The following is a 21,105-nucleotide window of genomic DNA, read 5'->3' on the forward strand; positions in this document are numbered from 1 at the left end:
ACCGCCCGAGACCTGATGAAAACCCTGTGGGAGCGGGCTTGCTCGCGAAGGCGGTTCAACATTCAACATCGCTGTTGGGTGTCACACCGCCTTCGCGAGCAAGCCCGCTCCCACAATGAAAGGAGATTAGCCATGAAAAAACTGACCATTCTCGCTGCCGCAGCCCTGCTCAGCGCCTGCCAATCGACCACTCCCGCCGGCAAGGTCAGCCTCGACGGCGAAGTGTTCTACCTGCAACGCATCGCCCTGCCACCGAGCGCAACGCTGAGCGTGAGCCTGCAAGACGTTTCACTGGCCGACGCCCCAGCCGTTGTACTCGATGAACAGAAAGGCCCGGTCAAAGGCCAGGTGCCGCTGCCGTTCCACTTGAGCTACGATCCGGCGCAGGTCAAACCCGGCCACCGTTACTCGGTCAGCGCACGCATTGAAGTGAACGGGGAACTGATGTTCATCACCACCGAAAACCATGCCGTGCAACTGGACGGCAACGATCCGCAGCCGCTGAAAATCCGCGTCGACGCCGCGCGTTAATTCATTTTCTGGAACAAGGAAGCCGCCATGCTCCGTCCTACCTTTCGCTTCGCCGGCCTGTGCGCGGGCCTGATGATCTCCGCCAGCGCCATGGCCCTGTCGCTCAGCGACCTGTCACAAAACGACGCCACCGGCGGCCTCAAGGACGCCTTGACCCAAGGCGCACAACTGGCCGTCAAACAGTTAGGTACCCCGGGCGGCTTCAGCAACAACCCGGACGTGAAAATCGAACTGCCGGGTAAACTCGGCAAAGTCGCCGGCAAGATGAAAGCCTTCGGCATGGGCGCCCAGGTCGAAGAACTGGAAACCGCGATGAACAAAGCCGCGGAAAGCGCCGTGACCCAGGCCCAGCCGATCCTCGTCGACGCCGTGAAAAAAATGAGCGTGGCCGACGCCAAAGGCATCCTCAGCGGCGGCAACGACTCGGCCACACAGTACCTGGACAAATCCAGCCGCGAGCAGATCCGCGCCAAGTTCCTGCCAATCGTCAAACAAGCCACCGACAAGGTCGGCGTGGCGCAGAAATACAACACCTTCGCCGGCCAGGCCGCGACCTTCGGCGTCGTCGACGCCAAGAGCGCCAACGTCGAAAACTACGTCACCGAACAAGCACTTAACGGCCTGTTCGAGATGATCGGTAAACAGGAAGAAACCATCCGCAAAAACCCCGCCGCTGCTGCGACGAGTCTGGCGAAGAAGGTGTTTGGAGCGTTGTAATGTTCTGAACAACAAAAAGCCCGCTGAACCTCACAGGTTCAGCGGGCTTTTTGTTGGGCATCAGGTTTGCGGATCGACTTGATCGAGGACGCGGTTCACCGATAGCTCTGCGAGGGAGATCATCTGCTGAATACCCAGAAGATGATTACACGTCGGGCCACTCAGGGTGAACGCCAGTTCCGTGGCCATGATGTTGGCTGAGGCCCGCGTTTCACAGGCGTGAGCGAGTAATGTTTCGGAATCGACTTCGGGAAGGACGGCGAAGATTGTGCTGGGATGGCTGACGGATTTTGGCGGGTTTGGCGTGGGTTTGAACATGGCGAAATCTCCTGAAGTAATGGAGCCGCCACCGTTCGCTGCGAAACGAATGTTAGGTGGCAGCTGTACGCAGGTTCGCAGACCGGGACTTCAGGCACCCGGCATACCCGAAGGTATCCCGCGCACAACCGCCATGACACAGGCATGAAAAAGCGCCCGTTTTCGGATGGTGGACGCTGTGCGTCTGAAGTTTAACCGGGCTGCGAAACCCGGTCGCTGATTTTTGCAGCGACAGCCTAAGGCTAGAGATCGCACGTCCGACGGACAACCTGAAAAACATGTGGGAAGGTTCTGAATTTTCGTCACACTGTTAAACAACTTAGCTTTTCAGATCGTCATCGCCAGCAGGCTGGCTACCACAATTTCGGCTGAGTGCATTCAGGCAGAGATTGGGTGGCTGTCAGGGCGTCATCGCGAGCAGGCTCACTCCTACAGTTGGAACGCGTACGTCTGACAGAAACAGGTCGGCTATCAGGCCGCCTTCGCGAGCAGGCTCGCTCCCACAGCAAAGCAAAAGCAAAAACAGCCCACACCTCACCCCGCGTGGCTTCTCACCACTCAACAGGATGAGCGTTAGCTCGGCTGCAGCTCTTGACGTGCCGGCCCCTTCGGCAGGCTTCGTTTCGGGATTCATCCGGGGTAGGCGCGCAGCGCCGTTCGACGAAGTCGAACACATCGAGAGGAGGTGCAGCGCAGCAAACCGGAGGCGATGCCCCCGGATGAAACCCGTAACGAAGGAACCCCGAGCCCCAGCGAGGGGCCGTACGCCGGGGCCCAGACCTTTGGTTCCTTTGGGGCGTTTGCCAAAGGGACTCGCCGTAAGGGCGAAACCGCCAGCCGCAGCGCCCGAAGCAACGGATATTCACCAAGAACACCCACAGCATGGTCGGCCCAAAGGCCGCCAAGCCTCAAGCCTCAAGCCTCCCGACGCACTCGGAACCAAGCCGCATACAACGCCGGCAAAAACAACAACGTCAGAGCCGTCGCAACAATCAACCCCCCCATGATCGCCACCGCCATCGGCCCAAAAAACACACTGCGCGACAACGGAATCATTGCCAACACCGCCGCCAAAGCCGTCAACACAATCGGCCGAAAGCGTCGCACCGTCGCCTCGATAATCGCCTGCCAAGGCTTAAGCCCGGAAGCAATATCCTGCTCGATCTGATCCACCAGAATCACCGAGTTGCGCATGATCATCCCCGACAGCGCAATCGTCCCCAACATCGCCACGAACCCGAACGGCTGTCGGAAAACCATCAAGAACAACGTCACCCCGATCAATCCCAGCGGCGCCGTCAGAAACACCATCGCCGTGCGCGAAAAACTGCGCAGTTGCACCATCAGCAACGTCAGCACAACGACAATGAACATCGGCACTCCGGCGTTCACCGACTTCTGCCCCCGCTGCGAATCCTCCACCGTCCCACCGACATCCAGCAGATAACCGTCCGGCAACTCGGCACGAATCGAATCCAGCGTCGGCAGGATCTGTTTCACCAACGTCGCCGGTTGCTCCTTGTCATAAATGTCCGCGCGCACCGTCACGTTCGGCAGGCGGTTACGGTGCCAGATGATGCCTTCCTCAAAGCCGTATTCCAGGGTGGCAACTTGCGACAACGCAACACTGCGGCCGTTGTCAGTCGGCACTGCCAGGCTCGGCAACAGCGACAGTTCAGTGCGTTCATGCACCGTGCCGCGCAACAGAATCTCGATCAACTCGTTGTCTTCGCGATATTGGCTGACACTCGACCCGGTCAACGAACTCTGGAGGAATTTCGCCAGATTGGCCGTGCTCACCCCAAGTGCCCGAGCGCGATCCTGATCGATGTTCAGGTAGATCACCTTGCTCGGTTCTTCCCAGTCCAGATGCACGTTGACCACATGGGGATTCTCGCGCACCTTGGCCGCCACCTTGCGGGCAAGCGCACGAACTTCTTCGATGTGCTCACCCGTGACGCGAAACTGCACCGGATACCCTACGGGCGGGCCGTTTTCCAGACGTGTCACCCGCGAGCGCAGCGCCGGAAACTGTTCGTTGAGCGTATCGATCAACCAGGTTCGCAGCGCTTCACGCTCTTCGATATTTTTGGCCAATACCACAAACTGGGCGAAGCTCGCCGCAGGCAGTTGCTGGTCCAGCGGCAAATAGAAACGCGGCGAACCGGTGCCGACATAGGCCACATAGTTATCGATGCCGGCATGCTCCTTGAGTATCGCTTCAAGCCGCTTGACCTCACCTGTGGTATTGGCCAACGAAGCGCCCTCGGCCAGTTTCAGATCGACCATCAATTCCAGTCGATTTGAGGCCGGGAAGAACTGCTGCGGCACGAAGCGGAACAACATCACCGAAGCGATAAACAGCCCCACCGTCAGCACGATCACGGTTTTACGATGGACCACACACCACTCCACCAGACGTCGAACGCGCTGATAGAACGGTGTGCCATAAGGATCCGAATGACCGTCCCCGGCGCCGTGTTTGGCCGCATGAATTTTCGCCAGATCCGGCAGCAGTTTTTCACCCAGATATGGCACGAACACCACCGCTGCCACCCACGAGGCAAGCAGCGCGATAGTCACCACCTGGAAGATAGAGCGGGTGTACTCACCGGTGCCGGACTGCGCCGTGGCAATCGGCAGAAAGCCTGCGGCGGTAATCAGCGTACCGGTGAGCATGGGGAACGCGGTGCTGGTCCAGGCGTAGCTCGCGGCTTTGATCCGGTCGAAGCCCTGCTCCATTTTGATCGCCATCATTTCCACGGCAATGATCGCGTCGTCCACCAGCAAGCCCAGCGCCAGAACCAGCGCACCGAGGGAGATTTTGTGCAGGCCGATACCCAGGTAATACATACAGGCAAAGGTCATCGCCAAGACCAGCGGAATGGTCAGCGCCACGACCATGCCGGTGCGCACGCCCAAGGAGAAGAAGCTCACCAGCAACACAATCGCCAGCGCCTCGACCAACACCTGGACGAACTCGCCAACCCCGGTTTTCACTGCTGCCGGTTGGTCAGACACCTTGCGCAGTTGCATACCGGCCGGGAGGTTTTTCTGGATACGCGAGAACTCGCCTTCCAGCGCCTTACCCAGTACCAGAATGTCACCGCCGCCCTTCATCGCCACGGCCAGGCCGATCGCATCTTCGCCCATGAAGCGCATGCGCGGCGCCGGCGGATCGTTGAATCCGCGCCGCACGTCGGCGACATCGGAGATGCGGAACGTGCGATCACCGACCCGGATGGGGAAGTTCTTGATCTCATCGACCGTCTGAAAATTCCCCGAAACCCTTAGCTGCAAGCGCTCGGTAGGCGTCTCAAAGAACCCGGCGGTGGATACTGCATTCTGTTCCTCCAGCGCCTGTTGCACCGCCGCCAGCGGTAAACCGAGGGTGGCGAGTTTGACGTTCGACAGCTCGACCCAGATTTTCTCGTCCTGCAAACCGAGCAAATCGACCTTGCCGACATCCTTTACCCGTTGGAGCTGGATCTGGATGCGATCGGCGTAATCCTTGAGCACGGCGTAGTCGAAACCGTCGCCGGTCAGCGCGTAGATATTGCCGAAGGTCGTGCCAAATTCATCGTTGAAAAACGGCCCCTGAATGCCCGGCGGCAGCGTCTGGCGGATGTCGCTGATCTTCTTGCGTACCTGATACCAGAGATCGGGAATCTCCACCGAATGCATCGAGTCGCGCGCAATGAAGGTGACCTGAGACTCACCAGGACGGGAGAACGAAACAATGCGTTCGTACTCACCGGTTTCCATCAGTTTCTTTTCGATGCGTTCGGTGACCTGCCGTGAGACTTCCTGCGCGGTCGCCCCTGGCCAACGGGTTTGAATCACCATGGCTTTGAAGGTGAACGGCGGGTCTTCACTTTGGCCGAGCTTGGTGTAGGACAACGCACCGACGATGGCCAGCAAAAGCATCAGGAACAGTACGATCTGGCGATTACGCAGCGCCCATTCGGAAAGGTTGAAGCGCATCGGGACTTACTCCTTGTCCGCCAGATTGACCACACGGTTGGAACGATCCACAGGGCGCACTTGCTGCCCTTCGAGGAGCACATGCACGCCGGCAGCCACGACCCAGTCGCTGGCGTTGAGGCCTTCGAGCACCGGCACGGTTTTTTCACCGAATGGGCCGACTCGCACGGGGGTCTTCTTCAAGGTGTTATTGGCGCTGACGACCCAGACGTAGGTCGCACCGTTCTCGGCCGTCAGTGCCGAAAGCGGCACCGATAGCGACGCGGTATTGGCTGATTGCACGAACACACGCGCACTCTGGCCGAGTTCGGCCGGGACTTTGCCACTGGTGAAAGAGATACGGGCAGCGAAGGTGCGGGATTTGGGATCAGCGGCTGGCGACAGCTCACGAATCTGCCCGGCGAAGCGCTGGTTCTGCTGCGTCCAGAGCTCTACGGTAACCGGCTGACCGACCTTGAACCTGCCAAAACTCTGTTCCGGCAGGCTGATCAGCACTTCACGCTCACCATCGGTGGCGAGTGTAAACACCGTCTGCCCTGCGGCGACCACCTGCCCCACTTCCACCGAGCGCTTGGCGACCACGCCGTCCTGGGGCGCACGCAACACAGCGTAACTGGCCTGATTGGTCGAAACGTTGAATTCGGCTTTGATCTGTTTGAGGCGGGCTTCGCCGGAGCGATAAAGGTTTTCGGCGTTGTCGTAGGCCGAGCGGCTGACCATCTGCCGATCCATCAGCGTCTTGTAGCGGTCACGTTCGGCGCGCACCAGAGTGAGATTGGCCTCAGCGGCAGAGACTTGGGCGCGAGTTGCTTCCAGTTGCAGGCGTACGTCCTGGGGATCAAGTTCGGCGAGCGGCTGATCGGCCTTCACGCGCTGACCTTCGTCGACCAGTCGTCGGCTGACTTTTCCACCGATGCGGAACGCCAGATCAGGTTCGTAACGGGCGCGCACTTCGCCCGGATAGCTTTCCATCGTCTGCGCCGAAGGCTCTGGCTGCACCACCATCGCCGGTCGCACGGTAACGGGCGCTGCCTCTTCCTGGCCACACGCGGACAGTAAGAAAACCAGGCTGACTGGCAACGCAAATGGCCACGTGAGGTGCAGTGCATGGCGGGACATGGTGACGGACCTTTCGCTAATGGTGCTTGGAATAATTATACTGGCCGGTATGTTATTAATAGCAAACTCACCAGTCCAGTAATAAAAGCGAAGAATGTCGAACAATCTTGCAGTTCCAAACGGCCCCGGCCGCCCCAAGGATCTGGCCAAACGTCAGGCGATTCTCGATGCGGCGAAAATTCTGTTTCTGAGTCATGGCTATGCCAACACCAGCATGGACGCGGTGGCCGCCGAGGCCGGCGTGTCGAAGCTGACGGTCTACAGTCATTTCACCGATAAGGAGACACTGTTCTCCGCCGCCGTGGTGGCCAAATGCGAGGAACAATTACCGCCGTTGTTCTTCGAATTGCCGGACGGCATTGCCGTGGAAAATGTGTTGCTGAACATTGCCCGAGGCTTTCATCACCTGATCAACAGCGATGAATCAGTGAATCTGCATCGCCTGATCATGGCGCTGGGCGTGCAGGATCCGAAACTGTCGCAGATTTTCTTTGAGGCCGGCCCCGAGCGCATGGTGCAAGGGATGGAGCGGCTGTTGACGCAGATCCACGAAAGCGGCGCGCTAAACATCGACCTGCCGCGTAACGCGGCTGAGCATTTCTTCTGCCTGATCAAGGGCGCGGGGAATTTTCGCTTGTTGTATGGCTGTGGGGAACCGTTGACTGACGAGGCGGCGCAGAGCCATGTGCAGGAAGTCGTGGCGTTGTTTATGCGCGCGTATCGGCCCTGAGTTTTGCGCTGTATTGGCTGGCCCCATCGCTAGCAGGCTAGCGATGGCAGCGACGGCAGCGACGCGGTCTTAAGCCTTGAGCGCCTTCTTCGGGTAAATGTCATACCGGCTGGACTTGCCATCCAACGCATGACTAGGCTTCGGCCCGTCGATGCACGGCGCCTTGCGCGGCCGCTTGACCACCACCCGGTGCGTGGCCAGTGCCAACGCCGCTTCAAGCAACGCCGGTGCATCCGGATCATCGCCAACCAGCGGCCGGAACAGGCGCATTTCCTTCTTCACCAACGCGGTTTTTTCCCGATGCGGGAACATCGGATCAAGGTAGATCACTTGCGGCGGCTCGCCCTCCCAGTGGCGCATGACCTCGATGGAGTTGCCCTTGAGCAACTTCATCCGCGCCACAATCGGCGCCACGTCGAAATCTTCCGCCGCGCGCGCCAGGCCATCCTCCAGCAACGCACCGATTAGCGGCTGGCGCTCGATCAGGCTCATCTCGCAGCCCAGACTCGCCAGCACGAACGCATCCTTGCCCAGCCCTGCTGTGGCATCCAACACCCGCGGGCGCACACCTTGGGCAATGCCGACAGCCTTGGCGATCATCTGCCCGCTGCCACCGCCGTATAAACGACGATGCGCCGCACCGCCCTCGACAAAGTCCACGCGCACCGGCCCCGGCGCATCCGGCCCCAGTTGCTGGAGTTGCAAACCCTGCTCGCCGACCTGCAAGGCAAACTCGCCGTCAGCCACTTGCAACGGCAGGCCCAGACGCTCGGCCCACTGCTCGGCCTGCGCTTCAAACGTCGGGCCAAGGGCCTGGACATGGATGCGGCAGGCCGCGGGTTGCTCAATCATGGAAAACACGCTCAAAAAAGTTAAGGATCGGCAGAAACCGCCGATAACCCAATCAACGCGCATTTTGCCAGAGCTGAGCGTCAACCGAAAAAAATGTCAGGCATTCTTCCCACATCGATTGGCTACATTTCGCCCCATGGCGATTTCAGCCGTCAAAATACTCAAGCACTGAGCGGCGTCAGTCACCTGTGGCAGGATTTCTTTGCCCAGGCCCTGGCCGAACAGACGAGTGAAGTGGTGCCCGCCTGCGGCACGTTTCCACCGGTTGACCTGAACAGCCCTGAAGAGCCAACCCTGGGCAGCGAACTGCACGCGCATATCGTCAGCCAGCGTGAATGCGAAGTCGTTGAAACCGAGGTGCGTCCGCCGGAGCCGCTGTTCCTGCCAATCGCCGAGTTCGAAATGGAACTGGCCGACAAGCCATTCCCACCGTTCCCGCCGGAAGAAATCAAAGCTCAGCAAGAGCAGCAGGATTTCGACAGCAGTTGGGTTCGCCCGATCGTGATCAACAATGGTCAGCCGATTCCGGAGCCAGGCGCTGCGCCGCAAAAGCGTCCACTGTACTTGCCGATTGCCGAGTTCGATCTGGACTTGCTGGACAAGCCATTCCCGCCGTTCTCGCCGCAAGAAATCGCCGAACAGCAAAAGGCGCTGGACTTCGATAACGGCTGGGCACGCCCGATCGTTCTGCAGAACCTGCGCATCGCCGCCTAAACCTCAACGACACACGCTCCAGCGCCCGATATCGACATGAAAATGATTGCGATGTGCCGCGTTGTAATCCGGGCTCAACACCACACTGAATGCCTGGCACGCGCCATCACGCACCTGACGCAGAAACTGTGCGTCCTGATTCTGCTTGGGCCAATCCTTTAACACGCTGACACGGCGACCGCTCGCCAGACGAAAACCGGCGATATCCAGCGCATCGGCACTGGCATGCCGGCTGAGCGCGCCGCTCTCGCGGTTGTAGAGGTGGCGGCAGGCGAAACTGCCGAGGTGATCCAGGCGTGCGACGTTCTCGCCGTAAACGGCCTGCGCGGCGGGTTGCAGGGTGTGTCGCTCGAACATCGCGTAAGCCACCGCCAACGGGCAACTGGCGAGGAAGCTGCTGCTCAGCGCCACCTCTGCACCCTGAACGCGCAAGGCGCCAATCAGTGGGCACTTGGCGTCGGGGCTGTCCGCTTGCGTCGTCACGCGCAACGCCGAGCTGGCCAGTGCTTGCGCGCAGAGCTCTGGGTCACCGCGCAAGCGCATCAGCTTGTAACCGGTCAGCCAATTGGGTGCAGCCTTTACATCCAGCGGCGCCCACGGGTTCCACTCGGGCGGCACTGGCAGCCAACCACGCCAGACGCTGACCATGGCGCCAACGATGACCAGCAGCACAGCCCATAAAATCCATCGCACCCTGTTCAGCCTTTGAAAAACTGATTGGCCTTGGCGTAAGGCATCGACTGCGACGTGAAACCGAATGTGCCCGATTGCTGGATTTCTTCAGCCGCACGGAAGAACTCGCCGAACGCCGCCAGGGCCAATGCCGAACCGGTACTGATCCGCCGCACACCGATTTCTTCCAGTTGCCGCACCGTCATTTTCAACCCGCCGGACATCAGGACGTTGACCGGTTTGGGGGCCACCGCACGCACCACCGCAAGCACTTCGTCAGCATTGCGCAAGCCGGGCGCATACAGCACGTCGGCGCCCGCCTCGGCAAAAGCCTGCAAGCGGCGGACGGTGTCATTGATATCGGGATTGCCGTGCAGATAGTTTTCCGCACGGGCCGTCAGGGTGAAGGGAAACGGCAACGTGCGTACGGCAGCGACGGCGGCTTCGACGCGCGCCACGGCGTGTTCCAAGCAATAGATTGGGGCGTCTTCACGGCCGGTGGCGTCTTCGATTGAGGCGCCTACCGCGCCCGCTTCGGCTGCGCGCAGCAAGCTTTGGGCGCATTCGACCGGGTCATCGGCGAAACCGTTTTCCAGATCCACCGCTACCGGCAAATCGGTGGCTGCAACAATCGCGCGGACATTCGCCAACGTCTCATCGAGACTCAAAGCACCATCGGCTTTGCCCTGGGAAAATGCATAACCGGCGCTGGTGGTCGCCAGTGCCTGATAGCCAAGGCTGGCGAGCATCTTCGCTGAACCTGCGTCCCACGGATTGGGAATAACGAAAATCCCCGGGCGTTCATGCAGGGATTTGAAGGCGTGGGCTTTGCGGGTTTGCGCGTCCATTGGCAGCTCCGGAGCAGATGAATAAACCCGCCTCAGAGCAGGCCAAGTTGCTCCGCAGCGGGCTCTCTGTATAGCTCAGGCAGCGATGGCAAGCCAGGCAAACGTTGCATCAGTTGTGCATGAAAACGTTGCGCCAACTTCGCCGCCAGCAAGTTGTCGGCGGTGTGCAGGAAGATGTATGGCGTGCGGCCTTCTTCGATCCACTCGGCGATTTTCGCCACCCACGGCACCAGGAACGCATCGTTGGCCTCAAGCTCGGGATGACCAATAAAGCGCACTTGCGGGAACTGCGTGAACGCCGCTGGACGCGTCGGCACACGCGGCTTTTTCGATTGGGCGTGAATCACCGAGGACTCGGTCGACAGGCAACTGAACAGCGCTCGCGGGTCGAGACAGATACGCTCAACCCCACGATCCAGCAGCAGCCGATTGAGCAGTCGCTCGCTCTCGCCCTTGGCGAAGAACTGCTCATGCCGCACCTCAACCGCCAGCGGGCAGTCCAGCGCATCGATAAACGCCGCCAACTCCGGCAACCGATGCGGCGTGAAGCTTTTCGACAATTGCAGCCACAGCGGCGAGACACGCTCGCCGAGGGGTTTGAGTAACTGCTGGAAGGTTTCGGCGGCGGTCAGTTGCTCGCGCAGGTCACCGCTGTGGCTAATGTCGCCGGGGAACTTGGCAGTGAAGCGAAAGTGTTCAGGCATGATCTCGGCCCAACGCTGCACAGTGGCCGGCGAAGGACTGGCGTAGAAGGTCGTGTTGCCTTCCACGGCGTTGAACACTTGGCAATAGAGGCTGAGGAAGTCAGAGGTTTTGGCGTCTTCCGGATACAGATACTCGCGCCAGGCGTTTTCGCTCCACGACGGGCAACCGAGGTAGTAAGGCAGAGCCATCAGATGTAAAGGTCGAGGCCCAGCACGTCCGCATCCCAATCGACAAAACCGGCAGTGCTCAGGTAGCTGGCCAAGGCCATGGCTACGCTTTTCTTCATCGCACGGTGGTAGATCATGTCTTGCTGACGGGCAGGCAGATTGCTCAAGCGTTGCGCAGAGGCTTTGGCAGCACGGGCGGCCAGTTGCTCTTCGGTGGGGAATTCCAACTCGCCGTCGATATCGTCGACGGATTCTTCCAGCGCCACATTACCTTTGCGAGGCTTGCGCTTGATGGGGTAGGACTGAGAGGAAACGCCGTCTATACGCATAAATTCATGCTCGGTATCAATGATGGCAATTTAGCGGCACTTGACCGACTTAGCAAACTGCCGAGTGATAACTAGAACACATAAAGCGCAAAAGGTTTAAAACGTGGGGTTAGAAACTGACGATTGGCAGATTTCAGGCAGAGCACTATTCACTGTGGGAGCAAGCTTGCTCGCTCCCACAGGTTTTTGGGTGAATCAGCGGGCCTTGGGGGTGGCCACTTTATCGCGCAGGTAAACCGGCTGCGCATCATCGGCCGGAATCGTTTCGCCGCGCTCCCAAGCGAAGCGTGCCAAGGTCAACAGGTCTTCGGCGTGGGGCAGCATGCCCGCGTCTGAACCAGTCAGATTCACTGCGATACGCTCGCCATAGCCCCAGCCAGTACCGGCACCGAACCATTCGCCACTGGCATCGACCGGCAGCGCCGCGACTTCCGGCGGCAGAACCGCTTCGGCGCCGACCAGACGCATCTCCCCCGCCGTCTCGCGATAGCAGCCCCAATACACTTCGTCCATGCGCGCATCGATCGCCGCTGCAACCTGGCTCACACCCTGCTCGCGAAAAGCACGTTGCGCCAACACGGCCAGGTTGGACACCGGCAGCACAGGGCGATCCAGCGCGAACGCCAAGCCCTGCACCACACCGATGGCAATCCGCACACCGGTAAACGCACCTGGACCACGGCCAAACGCAATGGCATCCACCGCTTGCAACGTGGTACCGGCATCGGCCAGCAACTGCTGGATCATCGGCAGCAGCTTTTGCGCGTGCAGGCGCGGAATCACCTCGTAATGGCTCGTGACCTTGCCGTCATGCAGCAAGGCAACGGAGCAAGCTTCAGTCGCGGTGTCCAGGGCCAGCAAGGTGCTCATCGATGTATCCAAAACAGGGGTGGGGAAAAAGTGCGTCAGTATAAACAACTACGGCCCGCAAGCGGGCCGTGGATGATGCAGCTAATCAGCTTTTTCAGCTCAGCGCTTCAAGCACCTTGGCGGTGATTGCTTCTACCGAACCAACGCCCGGGATGTGGCTGCACTTCGGCTTGCCGTTGGCAGCCGACAGCTTCTGGTAGAAATCCACCAGCGGCTTGGTCTGCGAATGGTAGACCGACAGGCGATGACGCACGGTTTCTTCGGTGTCGTCCTTGCGCTGTACAAGCTCTTCGCCGGTGATGTCGTCTTTGCCAGCGATTTTCGGCGGATTGTAGACGATGTGATACACCCGGCCGCTGGCTTCGTGAACACGACGTCCGGCGATACGCTGAACGATTTCTTCGTCTTCAACGGCGATTTCAACCACTGCGTCCAACTCGACGCCAGCAGAAACCAGGGCTTCGGCCTGCGGAATGGTGCGCGGGAAACCGTCGAACAGGAAGCCGTTGGCGCAGTCAGGTTGCGCGATACGATCCTGAACCAGTGCGATGATCAGATCATCCGACACCAGGCCGCCGGCATCCATGATGCTTTTGGCTTGAACGCCCAGTGGAGTGCCGGCCTTGACCGCTGCACGCAGCATGTCACCGGTGGAGATTTGTGGAGTGCCGAATTTTTCGGTGATGAACTTAGCCTGAGTACCTTTACCGGCCCCGGGAGCTCCCAGCAGAATGACGCGCATTAGATGTGCTCCTCAATTTTTTTATAAAAAGCTTTTACAAAACAAAGGACTCGCCGCATGGGACGATTCCTGAAAAATACGGGTCGTGGCCGCAGAAACGGCCAAAGGCTGATCAAGATACACAGCAGGCTGCGCCCACACAAGACGCCAAAAGTCGGAGAAACCCGCGCCTGCCGCGACCTCGCGACGCGGTGACCCAAGTCGCAACCCCGTCATTTACTGTCGCTTGGCGGCACTTTCCTCAGCGTGCGAAGCGGCACCCGGCGTTGACTCCGGGCACCGCATGCCATGGCAAAAACCTTAGCCGGTATTACGCAAACCGGCGGCAATGCCCGCCACAGACACCAGTAACGCCTGTTCCACCGGGCTGCCCTGCTCGACATTCTGCTGTCGCGAACGAGCCAGCAATTCGGCTTGTAATAGATGTAGCGGGTCGAGATAGGTGTTGCGCAGACGGATGAATTCAAGGGTGTCCGGACTGTGTGCCAGCAACTGCGACTGACCGGTCAACCCAAGCACCACCGAGCACGCCTGCGACAATAGGTCGCGTAAGTGCGCACCCAACGGCAGCAACTCCGGCTCGACCAGACGCTCGTCGTAGGACAGCGCAATATCGGCGTCAGCCTTGGCCAGGACCATTTCCAACATGTCGATACGCGTACGGAAGAACGGCCACTGTTCGCGCATCTGCCCCAGCAACTCGCCCTCGCCGCGTTCCAGCGCCTTGCTCAGCGCCGATTCCCAGCCGAGCCAGGCCGGCAGCATCAAGCGCGTTTGCGTCCAGCCGAAGATCCACGGGATCGCCCGCAGGCTTTCAATACCGCCAGCACGGCGCTTGGCCGGACGACTGCCGAGCGGCAACCGGCCCAATTCCTGCTCCGGCGTGGACTGACGGAAATACTCGACGAACTGCGGATTCTCGCGCACGACTTTGCGATAAGCGCTGACGCCGTCGGCCGCCAGTTCATCCATCAGATGGCGCCATTGAGGCGTTGGCGGCGGCGGTGGTAGCAACGTGGCTTCGAGCACAGCGGCGAGATACAGATTGAGGTTTTGTTCGGCAATGTCCGGCAGACCGAATTTGAAACGAATCATTTCGCCCTGCTCGGTGGTGCGGAAACGCCCCGCGACCGATCCCGGTGGCTGCGACAGAATCGCCGCGTGCGCCGGGCCACCGCCACGTCCCACGGTGCCACCACGACCGTGGAACAACAGCAGTTCGACTTGCTGCTCGCGGCAAATGTCCACCAGCCGCTCCTGCGCGCGGTATTGCGCCCAGGCCGCCGCCGTCGTGCCGGCGTCCTTGGCCGAGTCGGAGTAACCGATCATTACTTCCTGCGGGCCTTGCAGCCGCGCGCGATAACCCGGCAGCAGCAACAGACGCTCCATCACCGGCCCGGCGTTATCGAGGTCAGCCAGGGTTTCGAACAACGGCACGACGCGCATCGGCCGCAACACGCCGGACTCTTTGAGCAGCAATTGCACGGCGAGCACATCGGAAGCAGCGCCGGCCATCGAGATCACATAGGATCCCAGCGAGGCGCCCGGCGCGGCGGCAATTTCCTTGCAAGTGGCGAGCACTTCCGCAGTGTCGGCGGACGGTTTGAAATGCGCCGGCAGCAACGGCCGACGATTGCTCAGCTCGCGGGTCAGGAAGGTGATGCGCTGCTCTTCGTCCCAGTCTTCATAACGACCGAGCCCAAGATAGTCGGTGATTTCAGTCATGGCCCAACTGTGCCGCGACGAGTCCTGACGCACATCCAGGCGCACCAAAAACAGGCCGAAGGTTACGGCCCGGCGCAGGCAATCGAGCAGCGGCCCGTCGGCGATCACGCCCATGCCGCACTCATGCAACGAGTTGAAGCACAACTCCAGCGGGTCAAGCAGATCGCGGTTGTTGTGCAGCACATCGGCAGGCGCCGGTGTCGCCGCCGTCAGCGACGCATGCGCCCAGTTGCGGGTGGCACGCAGGCGTTCGCGCAATTGCTTGAGCACCGCACGATACGGCTCGGCGCTGTCGCCGGCCTTGGCTGTCAGCGCATCGCTGGCCTGCTGCATCGACAACTCGGCCGCCAGGTGATCGACATCGCGCAGGTACAAATCCGCCGCCATCCAGCGCGCCAGCAGCAACACTTCGCGAGTCACCGCAGCCGTAACGTTGGGGTTGCCGTCGCGGTCGCCGCCCATCCAGGACGCGAATCGAATCGGTGCGGCTTCAAGCGGCAAACGCAGGCCGGTAGCCGCGTGCAGCGCCTGATCAGCCTTGCGCATGTGGTTGGGAATCGCCTGCCACAGCGAGTGCTCGATCACTGCAAAGCCCCACTTGGCTTCGTCGACCGGCGTCGGGCGCGTGCGGCGGATTTCTTCGGTGTGCCAGGCTTCAGCGATCAGCCGTTGCAGGGTGTTCTGGATATGCTCGCGCTCGGCCGTGGTCAGGTCACGGTGATCCTGAGCGGCGAGTTGCGCGGCAATCGCGTCGTACTTCTGGATCAGCGTGCGGCGGGCGACTTCGGTCGGGTGCGCGGTCAGCACCAATTCGATTTCCAGCCTCGCCAGTTGCCGGGCCAGCGATTCGGCGCTGTGGCCTTCGTTGCGCAGGCGCGCAAGCAATTCGGGCAAGACACGGGATTCGAACGGCGCAGGCTGCGACTCTTCACGGCGATGAATCAACTGATACTGCTCGGCGATGTTCGCCAGGTTCAGGAACTGGTTGAACGCCCGCGCCACGGGGAGCAATTCGTCTTCGCTCAATTGATTGAGGCTGGCGCTGAGTTCAGCGTCCGTGGAGCCTCCCCGGTCGGCCTTGGCACCCTTGCGGATCTGCTCGATCTTGTCGAGAAAATCCTCGCCATACTGGTCTCGAATGGTATTGCCCAACAGCTCTCCGAGCAGGTGAACATCCTCGCGCAAGCGTGCATCAATATCAGTCATCAGCAGTTCTCCAGCAGTAATCCGGACGGCTTAGAAACAAGTGCATGACTTAGAGAGTGCCGCTCTGCGCCGCTTCTTACAAGCAGGCGACGAAGGGACTTTAAACCTTGTGGCCGAAAGCTAGTCTCAACACTGAGCCGCACAACGGCTTGCCGCCGGCCCCGCCGGACACTCCCCCCTGGCCTGCTTTGATCAGGTGCGACATGAGGTCATTATGAAAATCCGTGAACTCGCCCAGCATTGGGAAGAAAACGCCAAAGGTCGTATGACCGACACGGGCTACACGATTCATCTGGACGTCGAGGCCGCCGCCCGCCTGGCGGCAATTGCCGAGATGTACCCCAAACGCCACCCCGAAGAACTGCTTGGCGAACTGCTTGGCGCCGCGCTTGAGGAGTTCGAAACGAGCCTGCCCTATGTGAAAGGCTCAACCGTGGTCGCGACTGACGAGGAAGGCGATCCGCTGTACGAAGACGTCGGGCCGACCCCGCGTTTTCTCGCCCTCTCACGCAGGCATTTGCAGGACTTGTCGTCCGCTGAAAACAAGCAAAAACATTGATCGGACGTAGATCAAACGGTGGGCGCGGGCTTGCTCACGAATCTGCTCTTACAGCCGGCATTCCTGTCGACTGAATCGAGGCTTTCGCGAGCAAGCCCGCGCCCACATTGACCGAATCGCTCCCTTGGGCAGGGTATGTTTTCGGGCTGCAAAAACTCCCGCGCGTACCATTCAAAATCGCCAAAGTTCCCGTTTTAGAGCCCTGTCCATTCGGTCAGCATTTTTTTTGGCGATAGGCCATCTTTTCTGAACTTTTGAAAAACGTCTCCGGTCGGAACCTGTAACCACGCCTGGAACGAGCGTTTCAAAAACGCGCTGTCACATGACGCTTGCGGCTCCTCGACCAGGATGGATTTTCGGTTTTATCAGGAGTTAAACAATGGAGTTGAAGACCATGAAGACCCAAACCTCGTTCTCTCACTTGCGCGGTCTGAAACTGGCTGCTCTGGCCATCGGCACCAGCTTCGTGCTGGCCGGTTGCGCAGGCAATCCACCGAGCGAGCAATACGCCGTGACTCAATCGGCCGTGAACAGTGCGGTGAGCGCCGGTGGTACTGAATTCGCTGCTGTGGAGATGAAGCAAGCGCAGGACAAACTCAAACAAGCCGAAATCGCCATGCACGATAAGAAGTATGACGAAGCCCGCGTCCTCGCCGAGCAGGCCGAGTGGGACGCTCGTGTCGCCGAACGCAAGGCTCAGGCCATGAAAGCCGAGCGGGCGGTGAAGGATTCCCAGAAAGGTATTCAGGAACTGCGTCAGGAAAGTCAGCGCACCGTGCAATAAGCGCGCATCCCGACTGCAAAGCTGAAACTCTTATCGATAGAAAGGACGAAAAACTATGCGTAAGCAACTGATGATCCCCGCTCTCCTGGCCGCAAGCGTTGCCCTGGCTGCCTGCTCTACCCCGCCGAACCCGAATCTGGAACAGGCGCGCACCAACTACGCCGGCCTGCAAGCCAACCCGCAAGCGAGCAAAGTCGCAGCCCTGGAAACCAAAGATGCCAGCGATTACCTGGACAAGGCTGACAAGGCTTACATGGACAAGCAAGATGCGTCCAAGGTCGATCAACTGGCTTACCTGACCAACCAGCGCGTGGAAGTGGCCAAGCAGACCATCGCCCTGCGTACCGCTGAGAACAATCTGAAGAACGCGGCAGCCCAACGTGCCCAAGCGCGTCTGGATGCTCGTGACCAGCAGATCAAACAGCTGCAGCAAAGCCTGAACGCCAAGCAGACCGATCGCGGTACGCTGGTGACCTTCGGTGACGTGCTGTTTGCCACCAACAAGGCTGACCTGAAATCCAGCGGTCTGGTGAACATCAACAAACTGGCGCAGTTCCTCCAGCAAAACAATGATCGCAAAGTGATCGTCGAGGGTTACACCGACAGCACTGGCGCCGCGTCGTACAACCAGTCGCTGTCCGAGCGTCGTGCGACGTCGGTACAGGTCGCACTGATCAAGATGGGCGTAGATCCTGCGCGCATCGTGGTTCAGGGTTACGGCCAGGAATATCCGGTAGCCGATAACGGCAGCGTATCGGGACGTGCGATGAACCGTCGTGTGGAAGTGACTATCTCCAACGACAACCAGCCGGTCATGCCACGTTCAGCTGTCAGCTCGAACTAAGCTGTAAGCAGTAACGCAAAAGCCCCGCCTGAGTGATCAGGCGGGGCTTTTTGTTGGTTTTGGGTGGCAGGCTTGCTCGGGTTATTGCTCGAGTTTTTGCGGTGTTTCCTGCCCCATGCAACGCACCGCTTTCTTCTGGCCGTTGATCAGCACACCGGTCAAACCTTTCTGCTCGGTATCGAACAGCACCAGTACCCCATCAATGCACTGCGCCACTTGCGCCGCCGGGTCCAGCGAGACTTTGTAGTCCTCGCCCGGCACGGTCTTGAGCATGGTGAACTCGTTGAGCAGCAACGCATCCTCGGGTTTGGCGAAGTGCAGGTAGCCGTAGTACCACAGGGCACCCACGGTGCCGAGGATGCTGCAGATACCGGTGATGATCAGCGGGATAGCGTTGCGTTCTTCACTCATTGCGGACTCTCGTTTTCAGAATTCGGGGGTGGCGGGTAATTGGGGATTTCGCCGAGACGGCGCAGGCCGTTGAAATGCTCGGGATCGTCTAGATAGCGCAGCATCACCTGACGCCACACCGGATCGCCGAACGTCTGCACATGGCCGCCACGGGTCAACTGCAGAACGCGCGGCGGCGGCGCCGCTTGATACAGACGGATGCCATTGGAAAGCGGCACCAGAGGATCGTCGATGCTGTGGAACATCAGTTTCGGCACGCCGTTGAGTTGCGGCATCGAGTGGATCGCACTGTCGCCGTCCGGCACCAGCCACGACAGCGGCACCTGGAACGGCCAGGTCAGCCACGAGGTACTGAGCGCATATTGGCCGACGCTTCGATAGCTGGCAGGCACACCGTCGAGCACCAGGGCCTTGAGCTGTTTCTGCCGCTCAGGATGCTGTACCAGCCAATGCACGGCCATCGAACCACCAAGGCTTTGACCGAGCAGGACCAGCGGCTTGCCTTGGACCTCAGGCGCTTTGTCCAGCCAGGCGAACGCGGCGTCGATATCCTGATAGATCGCCGGCAGGCTCGGCTCGCCCTCAGACAGGCCGTAGCCGCGATAGTCGACCAGCAATACCTGATAGCCGTTTTTCGGCAACCACCAACTCCCGCCCAGGTGCATCGGCAGATTGCCGCCGTTGCCGTGCAGATGCAGCACCGTGCCTTTGACGTCTACGCCGGGCTTGGCCGGCAGCCACCAGGCATTGAGCTTGAGGCCATCAGCCGTCACCAGCGTAACGGTGCGGTATTGGAGTTTGGCTTTTTCCGGGGTGAAGACCTGACCGGGTTCCGGGTAGAACAACAGCGAACTGCAACCGCCGAGGGTCAGGAGCAGGCAAAAGATGCCGAGGATTCTCATCCGGTGAAACCTCGCGAAAATTCGGGTTGGTACACGATTGAAAACTGTAGGAGTGAGCCTGCTCACTCCTACAAAAGTTTTGTGTTGGTTCAAAGGATGTTGGAGTAATCCGCTTCGATCCGGTCCAGGCTCAAATGGTTGAGGAAGTTGGAGAAGCACATCCACGCCGACAACGCGTTCAAGTCGCGGAACTGGTCCGGCAAATACTTCGGCGCCACCACCAATCCCTCATCCACCAATTGGCGCATCGTGCGCATGTCCTCCAGCGTGGTCTTGCCGCAGAACAGCAACGGAATCTGCTCAAGCTTGCCCTTACGCACGGCCAACTGAATGTAGTTGTAAACCATGATAAAGCCCTTGAGGTAGGACAAGTCTTTGGTGAATGGCAGACCAGTCGGTGTCGAACCTCGGAAAACCCGACTGGCGTTGCCGTAGCTTTCCGCCATTTCAAAGCCCTGCTCGCGGAAGAACTCGAACACCTGCAAGAAGTCCGCGCCCTCCTCGACCATATGGATGGCGCGGGTGCGGTTGGTCAGTTTGCGCAAACGACTCGGGTAGGAGGCAAAGGTGATGATTTCCATCAGGATCGCCAGGCCTTCCTGGGTCACCGTGGACGAGGGCGGCCCCTTGGACAGGAAGGTGCAGATCGGCTGGTTCAAACCGTTGAGCGTGGTGCCGACGTGCACCAGGCCTTCGTGAACCTCCAGCGCACGTACGTCGCGGTCGTTAAACATCGCATCGGTACGGATCTTGATGTAGTCGGCCCCCGCCGCCGCGTCGGCGACGATGCCGTCGGACTCGAACACGCGGATGGTTTCCTCGGCCTCGCCGAACACCTTGTTCAAACGCGTTTGCAGCAGGTGCACGGCGTCCTTAGCGGTGAGGATTTTAGGTTCGTCCTTCAGGTCGCCACGGCCATCGATGTTGTTCAAATAGTCGGACATCATCAGGCCGAGGTCGGCCAGGGTCGGGTCGCCGGCGTGGAAGGCATCCGAGGCGGCGCCGTAAAGTTCCTGCGAGATCAGACCGAAATCCTCGGTGCCGCGCGCTTCGAGCATGCGCACCACCATGCGGTATTCCTTGCACATGCGGCGCATTATCTGCCCGACCGGGTTGAACTGGCCGAGCTGGCGGGTGATGTCGCGCTCGATGTTCTGGAATTCCAGTTTGACCTTGCTCGAATCGAAGGTCAGTGGCCGATTGAGGTAGTAGTCGCGATCCACCGCTGGCATTTCCTTGCCCTTGGCCTTGAGGAAGCCCTTGCGCACGTTCTCGTCCCACTTGACCGCATCGAGCACGCGAATCGGCGTCTGCGCCAGCACAATGCGATCGGACAACATGCGTATCGTCTGCTGGTAATCGTCCACCCGAAACTC

Annotated in this window: 21 protein-coding genes; 7 read left to right on the forward strand and 14 right to left on the reverse strand. The window is 59.8% G+C overall.

All coding sequences use genetic code 11. The annotated features are described in order from the left end of the window. Nucleotides 1-132 precede the first annotated feature (132 nt). The gene (locus tag K5E40_RS30750) at nucleotides 133-531 is read left to right on the forward strand and encodes a YbaY family lipoprotein (RefSeq protein WP_221733955.1); all 399 of its coding nucleotides are present in this window, start codon (nucleotides 133-135) and stop codon (nucleotides 529-531) included. Between the two features lie 27 nt (nucleotides 532-558). Further along, nucleotides 559-1,248: a DUF4197 domain-containing protein gene (locus tag K5E40_RS30755; protein ID WP_221733956.1), complete on the forward strand. Its 690-nt coding sequence runs from the start codon at nucleotides 559-561 to the stop codon at nucleotides 1,246-1,248. 60 nt (nucleotides 1,249-1,308) lie between these two features. Here the strand turns inward: K5E40_RS30755 and K5E40_RS30760 are convergent, their stop codons facing one another. The 3 genes from K5E40_RS30760 to K5E40_RS30770 all read right to left on the reverse strand — a co-directional run bounded on the left by K5E40_RS30760 (nucleotide 1,309) and on the right by K5E40_RS30770 (nucleotide 6,669). Then, complete coding sequence (locus tag K5E40_RS30760; RefSeq protein WP_221733957.1) at nucleotides 1,309-1,566, reverse strand: DUF6124 family protein; 258 nt, start codon at nucleotides 1,564-1,566, stop codon at nucleotides 1,309-1,311. A gap of 915 nt (nucleotides 1,567-2,481) precedes the next feature. Continuing rightward, on the reverse strand, nucleotides 2,482-5,550 hold the full coding sequence (locus tag K5E40_RS30765; protein WP_221733958.1) for an efflux RND transporter permease subunit: 3,069 nt from the start codon (nucleotides 5,548-5,550) through the stop codon (nucleotides 2,482-2,484). Between the two features lie 6 nt (nucleotides 5,551-5,556). Further along, nucleotides 5,557-6,669, reverse strand: a complete 1,113-nt coding sequence (locus K5E40_RS30770) for an efflux RND transporter periplasmic adaptor subunit (protein WP_221733959.1) — start codon at nucleotides 6,667-6,669, stop codon at nucleotides 5,557-5,559. A 94-nt stretch (nucleotides 6,670-6,763) separates the two neighbouring features. Between K5E40_RS30770 and K5E40_RS30775 the strand changes: the two genes are divergently transcribed. Continuing rightward, nucleotides 6,764-7,399, forward strand: a complete 636-nt coding sequence (locus tag K5E40_RS30775; protein ID WP_221733960.1) for a TetR/AcrR family transcriptional regulator — start codon at nucleotides 6,764-6,766, stop codon at nucleotides 7,397-7,399. Nucleotides 7,400-7,468: 69 nt separating this feature from the next. Here the strand turns inward: K5E40_RS30775 and K5E40_RS30780 are convergent, their stop codons facing one another. Beyond that, a complete protein-coding gene (locus tag K5E40_RS30780) occupies nucleotides 7,469-8,251 on the reverse strand; it encodes a class I SAM-dependent methyltransferase (RefSeq protein ID WP_260456168.1) in 783 nt (260 codons plus the stop codon). Between the two features lie 93 nt (nucleotides 8,252-8,344). Between K5E40_RS30780 and K5E40_RS30785 the strand changes: the two genes are divergently transcribed. After that, entirely contained in the window at nucleotides 8,345-8,965 is a 621-nt protein-coding gene (locus tag K5E40_RS30785; protein ID WP_221733961.1) for an energy transducer TonB, read from the forward strand. 3 nt (nucleotides 8,966-8,968) lie between these two features. On the opposite strand, the gene K5E40_RS30790 is transcribed toward K5E40_RS30785, so the two are convergent. The 7 genes from K5E40_RS30790 to ppc all read right to left on the reverse strand — a co-directional run bounded on the left by K5E40_RS30790 (nucleotide 8,969) and on the right by ppc (nucleotide 16,229). After that, nucleotides 8,969-9,613, reverse strand: coding sequence for an extensin family protein (locus K5E40_RS30790; protein ID WP_221733985.1), 645 nt, complete (start codon nucleotides 9,611-9,613; stop codon nucleotides 8,969-8,971). Nucleotides 9,614-9,663: 50 nt separating this feature from the next. Beyond that, entirely contained in the window at nucleotides 9,664-10,485 is an 822-nt protein-coding gene (locus tag K5E40_RS30795) for an isocitrate lyase/phosphoenolpyruvate mutase family protein (RefSeq protein ID WP_221733962.1), read from the reverse strand. A 32-nt stretch (nucleotides 10,486-10,517) separates the two neighbouring features. After that, on the reverse strand, nucleotides 10,518-11,378 hold the full coding sequence (locus tag K5E40_RS30800) for a DUF72 domain-containing protein (protein WP_221733963.1): 861 nt from the start codon (nucleotides 11,376-11,378) through the stop codon (nucleotides 10,518-10,520). Next, complete coding sequence (locus tag K5E40_RS30805) at nucleotides 11,378-11,686, reverse strand: hypothetical protein (RefSeq protein WP_221733964.1); 309 nt, start codon at nucleotides 11,684-11,686, stop codon at nucleotides 11,378-11,380. Before K5E40_RS30805 ends, K5E40_RS30800 begins: the two co-directional genes overlap by 1 nt. Before the next feature lie 195 nt (nucleotides 11,687-11,881). Next, nucleotides 11,882-12,556, reverse strand: a complete 675-nt coding sequence (gene tsaB / locus K5E40_RS30810; protein WP_221733965.1) for a tRNA (adenosine(37)-N6)-threonylcarbamoyltransferase complex dimerization subunit type 1 TsaB — start codon at nucleotides 12,554-12,556, stop codon at nucleotides 11,882-11,884. Nucleotides 12,557-12,650: 94 nt separating this feature from the next. Further along, nucleotides 12,651-13,298 carry an adenylate kinase gene (adk, locus tag K5E40_RS30815; protein WP_221733966.1) on the reverse strand — a complete coding sequence of 216 codons (648 nt, stop codon included), beginning with the start codon at nucleotides 13,296-13,298 and terminating at the stop codon, nucleotides 12,651-12,653. A 300-nt stretch (nucleotides 13,299-13,598) separates the two neighbouring features. Next, the gene (gene ppc, locus K5E40_RS30820) at nucleotides 13,599-16,229 is read right to left on the reverse strand and encodes a phosphoenolpyruvate carboxylase (RefSeq protein WP_221733967.1); all 2,631 of its coding nucleotides are present in this window, start codon (nucleotides 16,227-16,229) and stop codon (nucleotides 13,599-13,601) included. A 214-nt stretch (nucleotides 16,230-16,443) separates the two neighbouring features. Between ppc and K5E40_RS30825 the strand changes: the two genes are divergently transcribed. From K5E40_RS30825 to K5E40_RS30835, 3 genes are all read left to right on the forward strand, one after another. Continuing rightward, on the forward strand, nucleotides 16,444-16,788 hold the full coding sequence (locus K5E40_RS30825) for a pilin assembly protein (protein ID WP_221733968.1): 345 nt from the start codon (nucleotides 16,444-16,446) through the stop codon (nucleotides 16,786-16,788). Between the two features lie 379 nt (nucleotides 16,789-17,167). Continuing rightward, nucleotides 17,168-17,572, forward strand: coding sequence for a DUF4398 domain-containing protein (locus tag K5E40_RS30830; RefSeq protein WP_221733969.1), 405 nt, complete (start codon nucleotides 17,168-17,170; stop codon nucleotides 17,570-17,572). A 55-nt stretch (nucleotides 17,573-17,627) separates the two neighbouring features. Next, nucleotides 17,628-18,416, forward strand: coding sequence for an OmpA family protein (locus tag K5E40_RS30835; protein ID WP_221733970.1), 789 nt, complete (start codon nucleotides 17,628-17,630; stop codon nucleotides 18,414-18,416). A gap of 81 nt (nucleotides 18,417-18,497) precedes the next feature. On the opposite strand, the gene K5E40_RS30840 is transcribed toward K5E40_RS30835, so the two are convergent. From K5E40_RS30840 to K5E40_RS30850, 3 genes are all read right to left on the reverse strand, one after another. Further along, the gene (locus K5E40_RS30840; protein WP_221733971.1) at nucleotides 18,498-18,827 is read right to left on the reverse strand and encodes a hypothetical protein; all 330 of its coding nucleotides are present in this window, start codon (nucleotides 18,825-18,827) and stop codon (nucleotides 18,498-18,500) included. Then, nucleotides 18,824-19,729, reverse strand: coding sequence for an alpha/beta hydrolase (locus K5E40_RS30845; RefSeq protein ID WP_221733972.1), 906 nt, complete (start codon nucleotides 19,727-19,729; stop codon nucleotides 18,824-18,826). The genes K5E40_RS30840 and K5E40_RS30845 overlap by 4 nt, the downstream gene beginning before the upstream one ends. Nucleotides 19,730-19,818: 89 nt before the next feature. Beyond that, nucleotides 19,819-21,069 carry a flavohemoglobin expression-modulating QEGLA motif protein gene (locus tag K5E40_RS30850; RefSeq protein WP_221733986.1) on the reverse strand — a complete coding sequence of 417 codons (1,251 nt, stop codon included), beginning with the start codon at nucleotides 21,067-21,069 and terminating at the stop codon, nucleotides 19,819-19,821. Between the last annotated feature and the right edge of the window lie 36 nt (nucleotides 21,070-21,105).

Origin of the sequence: Pseudomonas baetica (assembly GCF_019733355.1) — a bacterium.
GTDB lineage: Bacteria > Pseudomonadota > Gammaproteobacteria > Pseudomonadales > Pseudomonadaceae > Aquipseudomonas > Aquipseudomonas baetica_A.

What these genes read in the sequence shown, in the direction of transcription:
- K5E40_RS30750 (WP_221733955.1), top strand. Translation starts at nt 133, where the DNA reads ATGAAAAAACTGACCATTCTCGCTGCCGCAGCCCTGCTCAGCGCCTGC.
- K5E40_RS30755 (WP_221733956.1), top strand. Translation starts at nt 559, where the DNA reads ATGCTCCGTCCTACCTTTCGCTTCGCCGGCCTGTGCGCGGGCCTGATG.
- K5E40_RS30760 (WP_221733957.1), bottom strand. Translation starts at nt 1,566, where the DNA reads ATGTTCAAACCCACGCCAAACCCGCCAAAATCCGTCAGCCATCCCAGC.
- K5E40_RS30765 (WP_221733958.1), bottom strand. Translation starts at nt 5,550, where the DNA reads ATGCGCTTCAACCTTTCCGAATGGGCGCTGCGTAATCGCCAGATCGTA.
- K5E40_RS30770 (WP_221733959.1), bottom strand. Translation starts at nt 6,669, where the DNA reads ATGTCCCGCCATGCACTGCACCTCACGTGGCCATTTGCGTTGCCAGTC.
- K5E40_RS30775 (WP_221733960.1), top strand. Translation starts at nt 6,764, where the DNA reads ATGTCGAACAATCTTGCAGTTCCAAACGGCCCCGGCCGCCCCAAGGAT.
- K5E40_RS30780 (WP_260456168.1), bottom strand. Translation starts at nt 8,251, where the DNA reads ATGATTGAGCAACCCGCGGCCTGCCGCATCCATGTCCAGGCCCTTGGC.
- K5E40_RS30785 (WP_221733961.1), top strand. Translation starts at nt 8,345, where the DNA reads ATGTCAGGCATTCTTCCCACATCGATTGGCTACATTTCGCCCCATGGC.
- K5E40_RS30790 (WP_221733985.1), bottom strand. Translation starts at nt 9,613, where the DNA reads ATGGTCAGCGTCTGGCGTGGTTGGCTGCCAGTGCCGCCCGAGTGGAAC.
- K5E40_RS30795 (WP_221733962.1), bottom strand. Translation starts at nt 10,485, where the DNA reads ATGGACGCGCAAACCCGCAAAGCCCACGCCTTCAAATCCCTGCATGAA.
- K5E40_RS30800 (WP_221733963.1), bottom strand. Translation starts at nt 11,378, where the DNA reads ATGGCTCTGCCTTACTACCTCGGTTGCCCGTCGTGGAGCGAAAACGCC.
- K5E40_RS30805 (WP_221733964.1), bottom strand. Translation starts at nt 11,686, where the DNA reads ATGCGTATAGACGGCGTTTCCTCTCAGTCCTACCCCATCAAGCGCAAG.
- tsaB (WP_221733965.1), bottom strand. Translation starts at nt 12,556, where the DNA reads ATGAGCACCTTGCTGGCCCTGGACACCGCGACTGAAGCTTGCTCCGTT.
- adk (WP_221733966.1), bottom strand. Translation starts at nt 13,298, where the DNA reads ATGCGCGTCATTCTGCTGGGAGCTCCCGGGGCCGGTAAAGGTACTCAG.
- ppc (WP_221733967.1), bottom strand. Translation starts at nt 16,229, where the DNA reads ATGACTGATATTGATGCACGCTTGCGCGAGGATGTTCACCTGCTCGGA.
- K5E40_RS30825 (WP_221733968.1), top strand. Translation starts at nt 16,444, where the DNA reads ATGAAAATCCGTGAACTCGCCCAGCATTGGGAAGAAAACGCCAAAGGT.
- K5E40_RS30830 (WP_221733969.1), top strand. Translation starts at nt 17,168, where the DNA reads ATGGAGTTGAAGACCATGAAGACCCAAACCTCGTTCTCTCACTTGCGC.
- K5E40_RS30835 (WP_221733970.1), top strand. Translation starts at nt 17,628, where the DNA reads ATGCGTAAGCAACTGATGATCCCCGCTCTCCTGGCCGCAAGCGTTGCC.
- K5E40_RS30840 (WP_221733971.1), bottom strand. Translation starts at nt 18,827, where the DNA reads ATGAGTGAAGAACGCAACGCTATCCCGCTGATCATCACCGGTATCTGC.
- K5E40_RS30845 (WP_221733972.1), bottom strand. Translation starts at nt 19,729, where the DNA reads ATGAGAATCCTCGGCATCTTTTGCCTGCTCCTGACCCTCGGCGGTTGC.
- K5E40_RS30850 (WP_221733986.1), bottom strand. Translation starts at nt 21,069, where the DNA reads ATGTTGTCCGATCGCATTGTGCTGGCGCAGACGCCGATTCGCGTGCTC.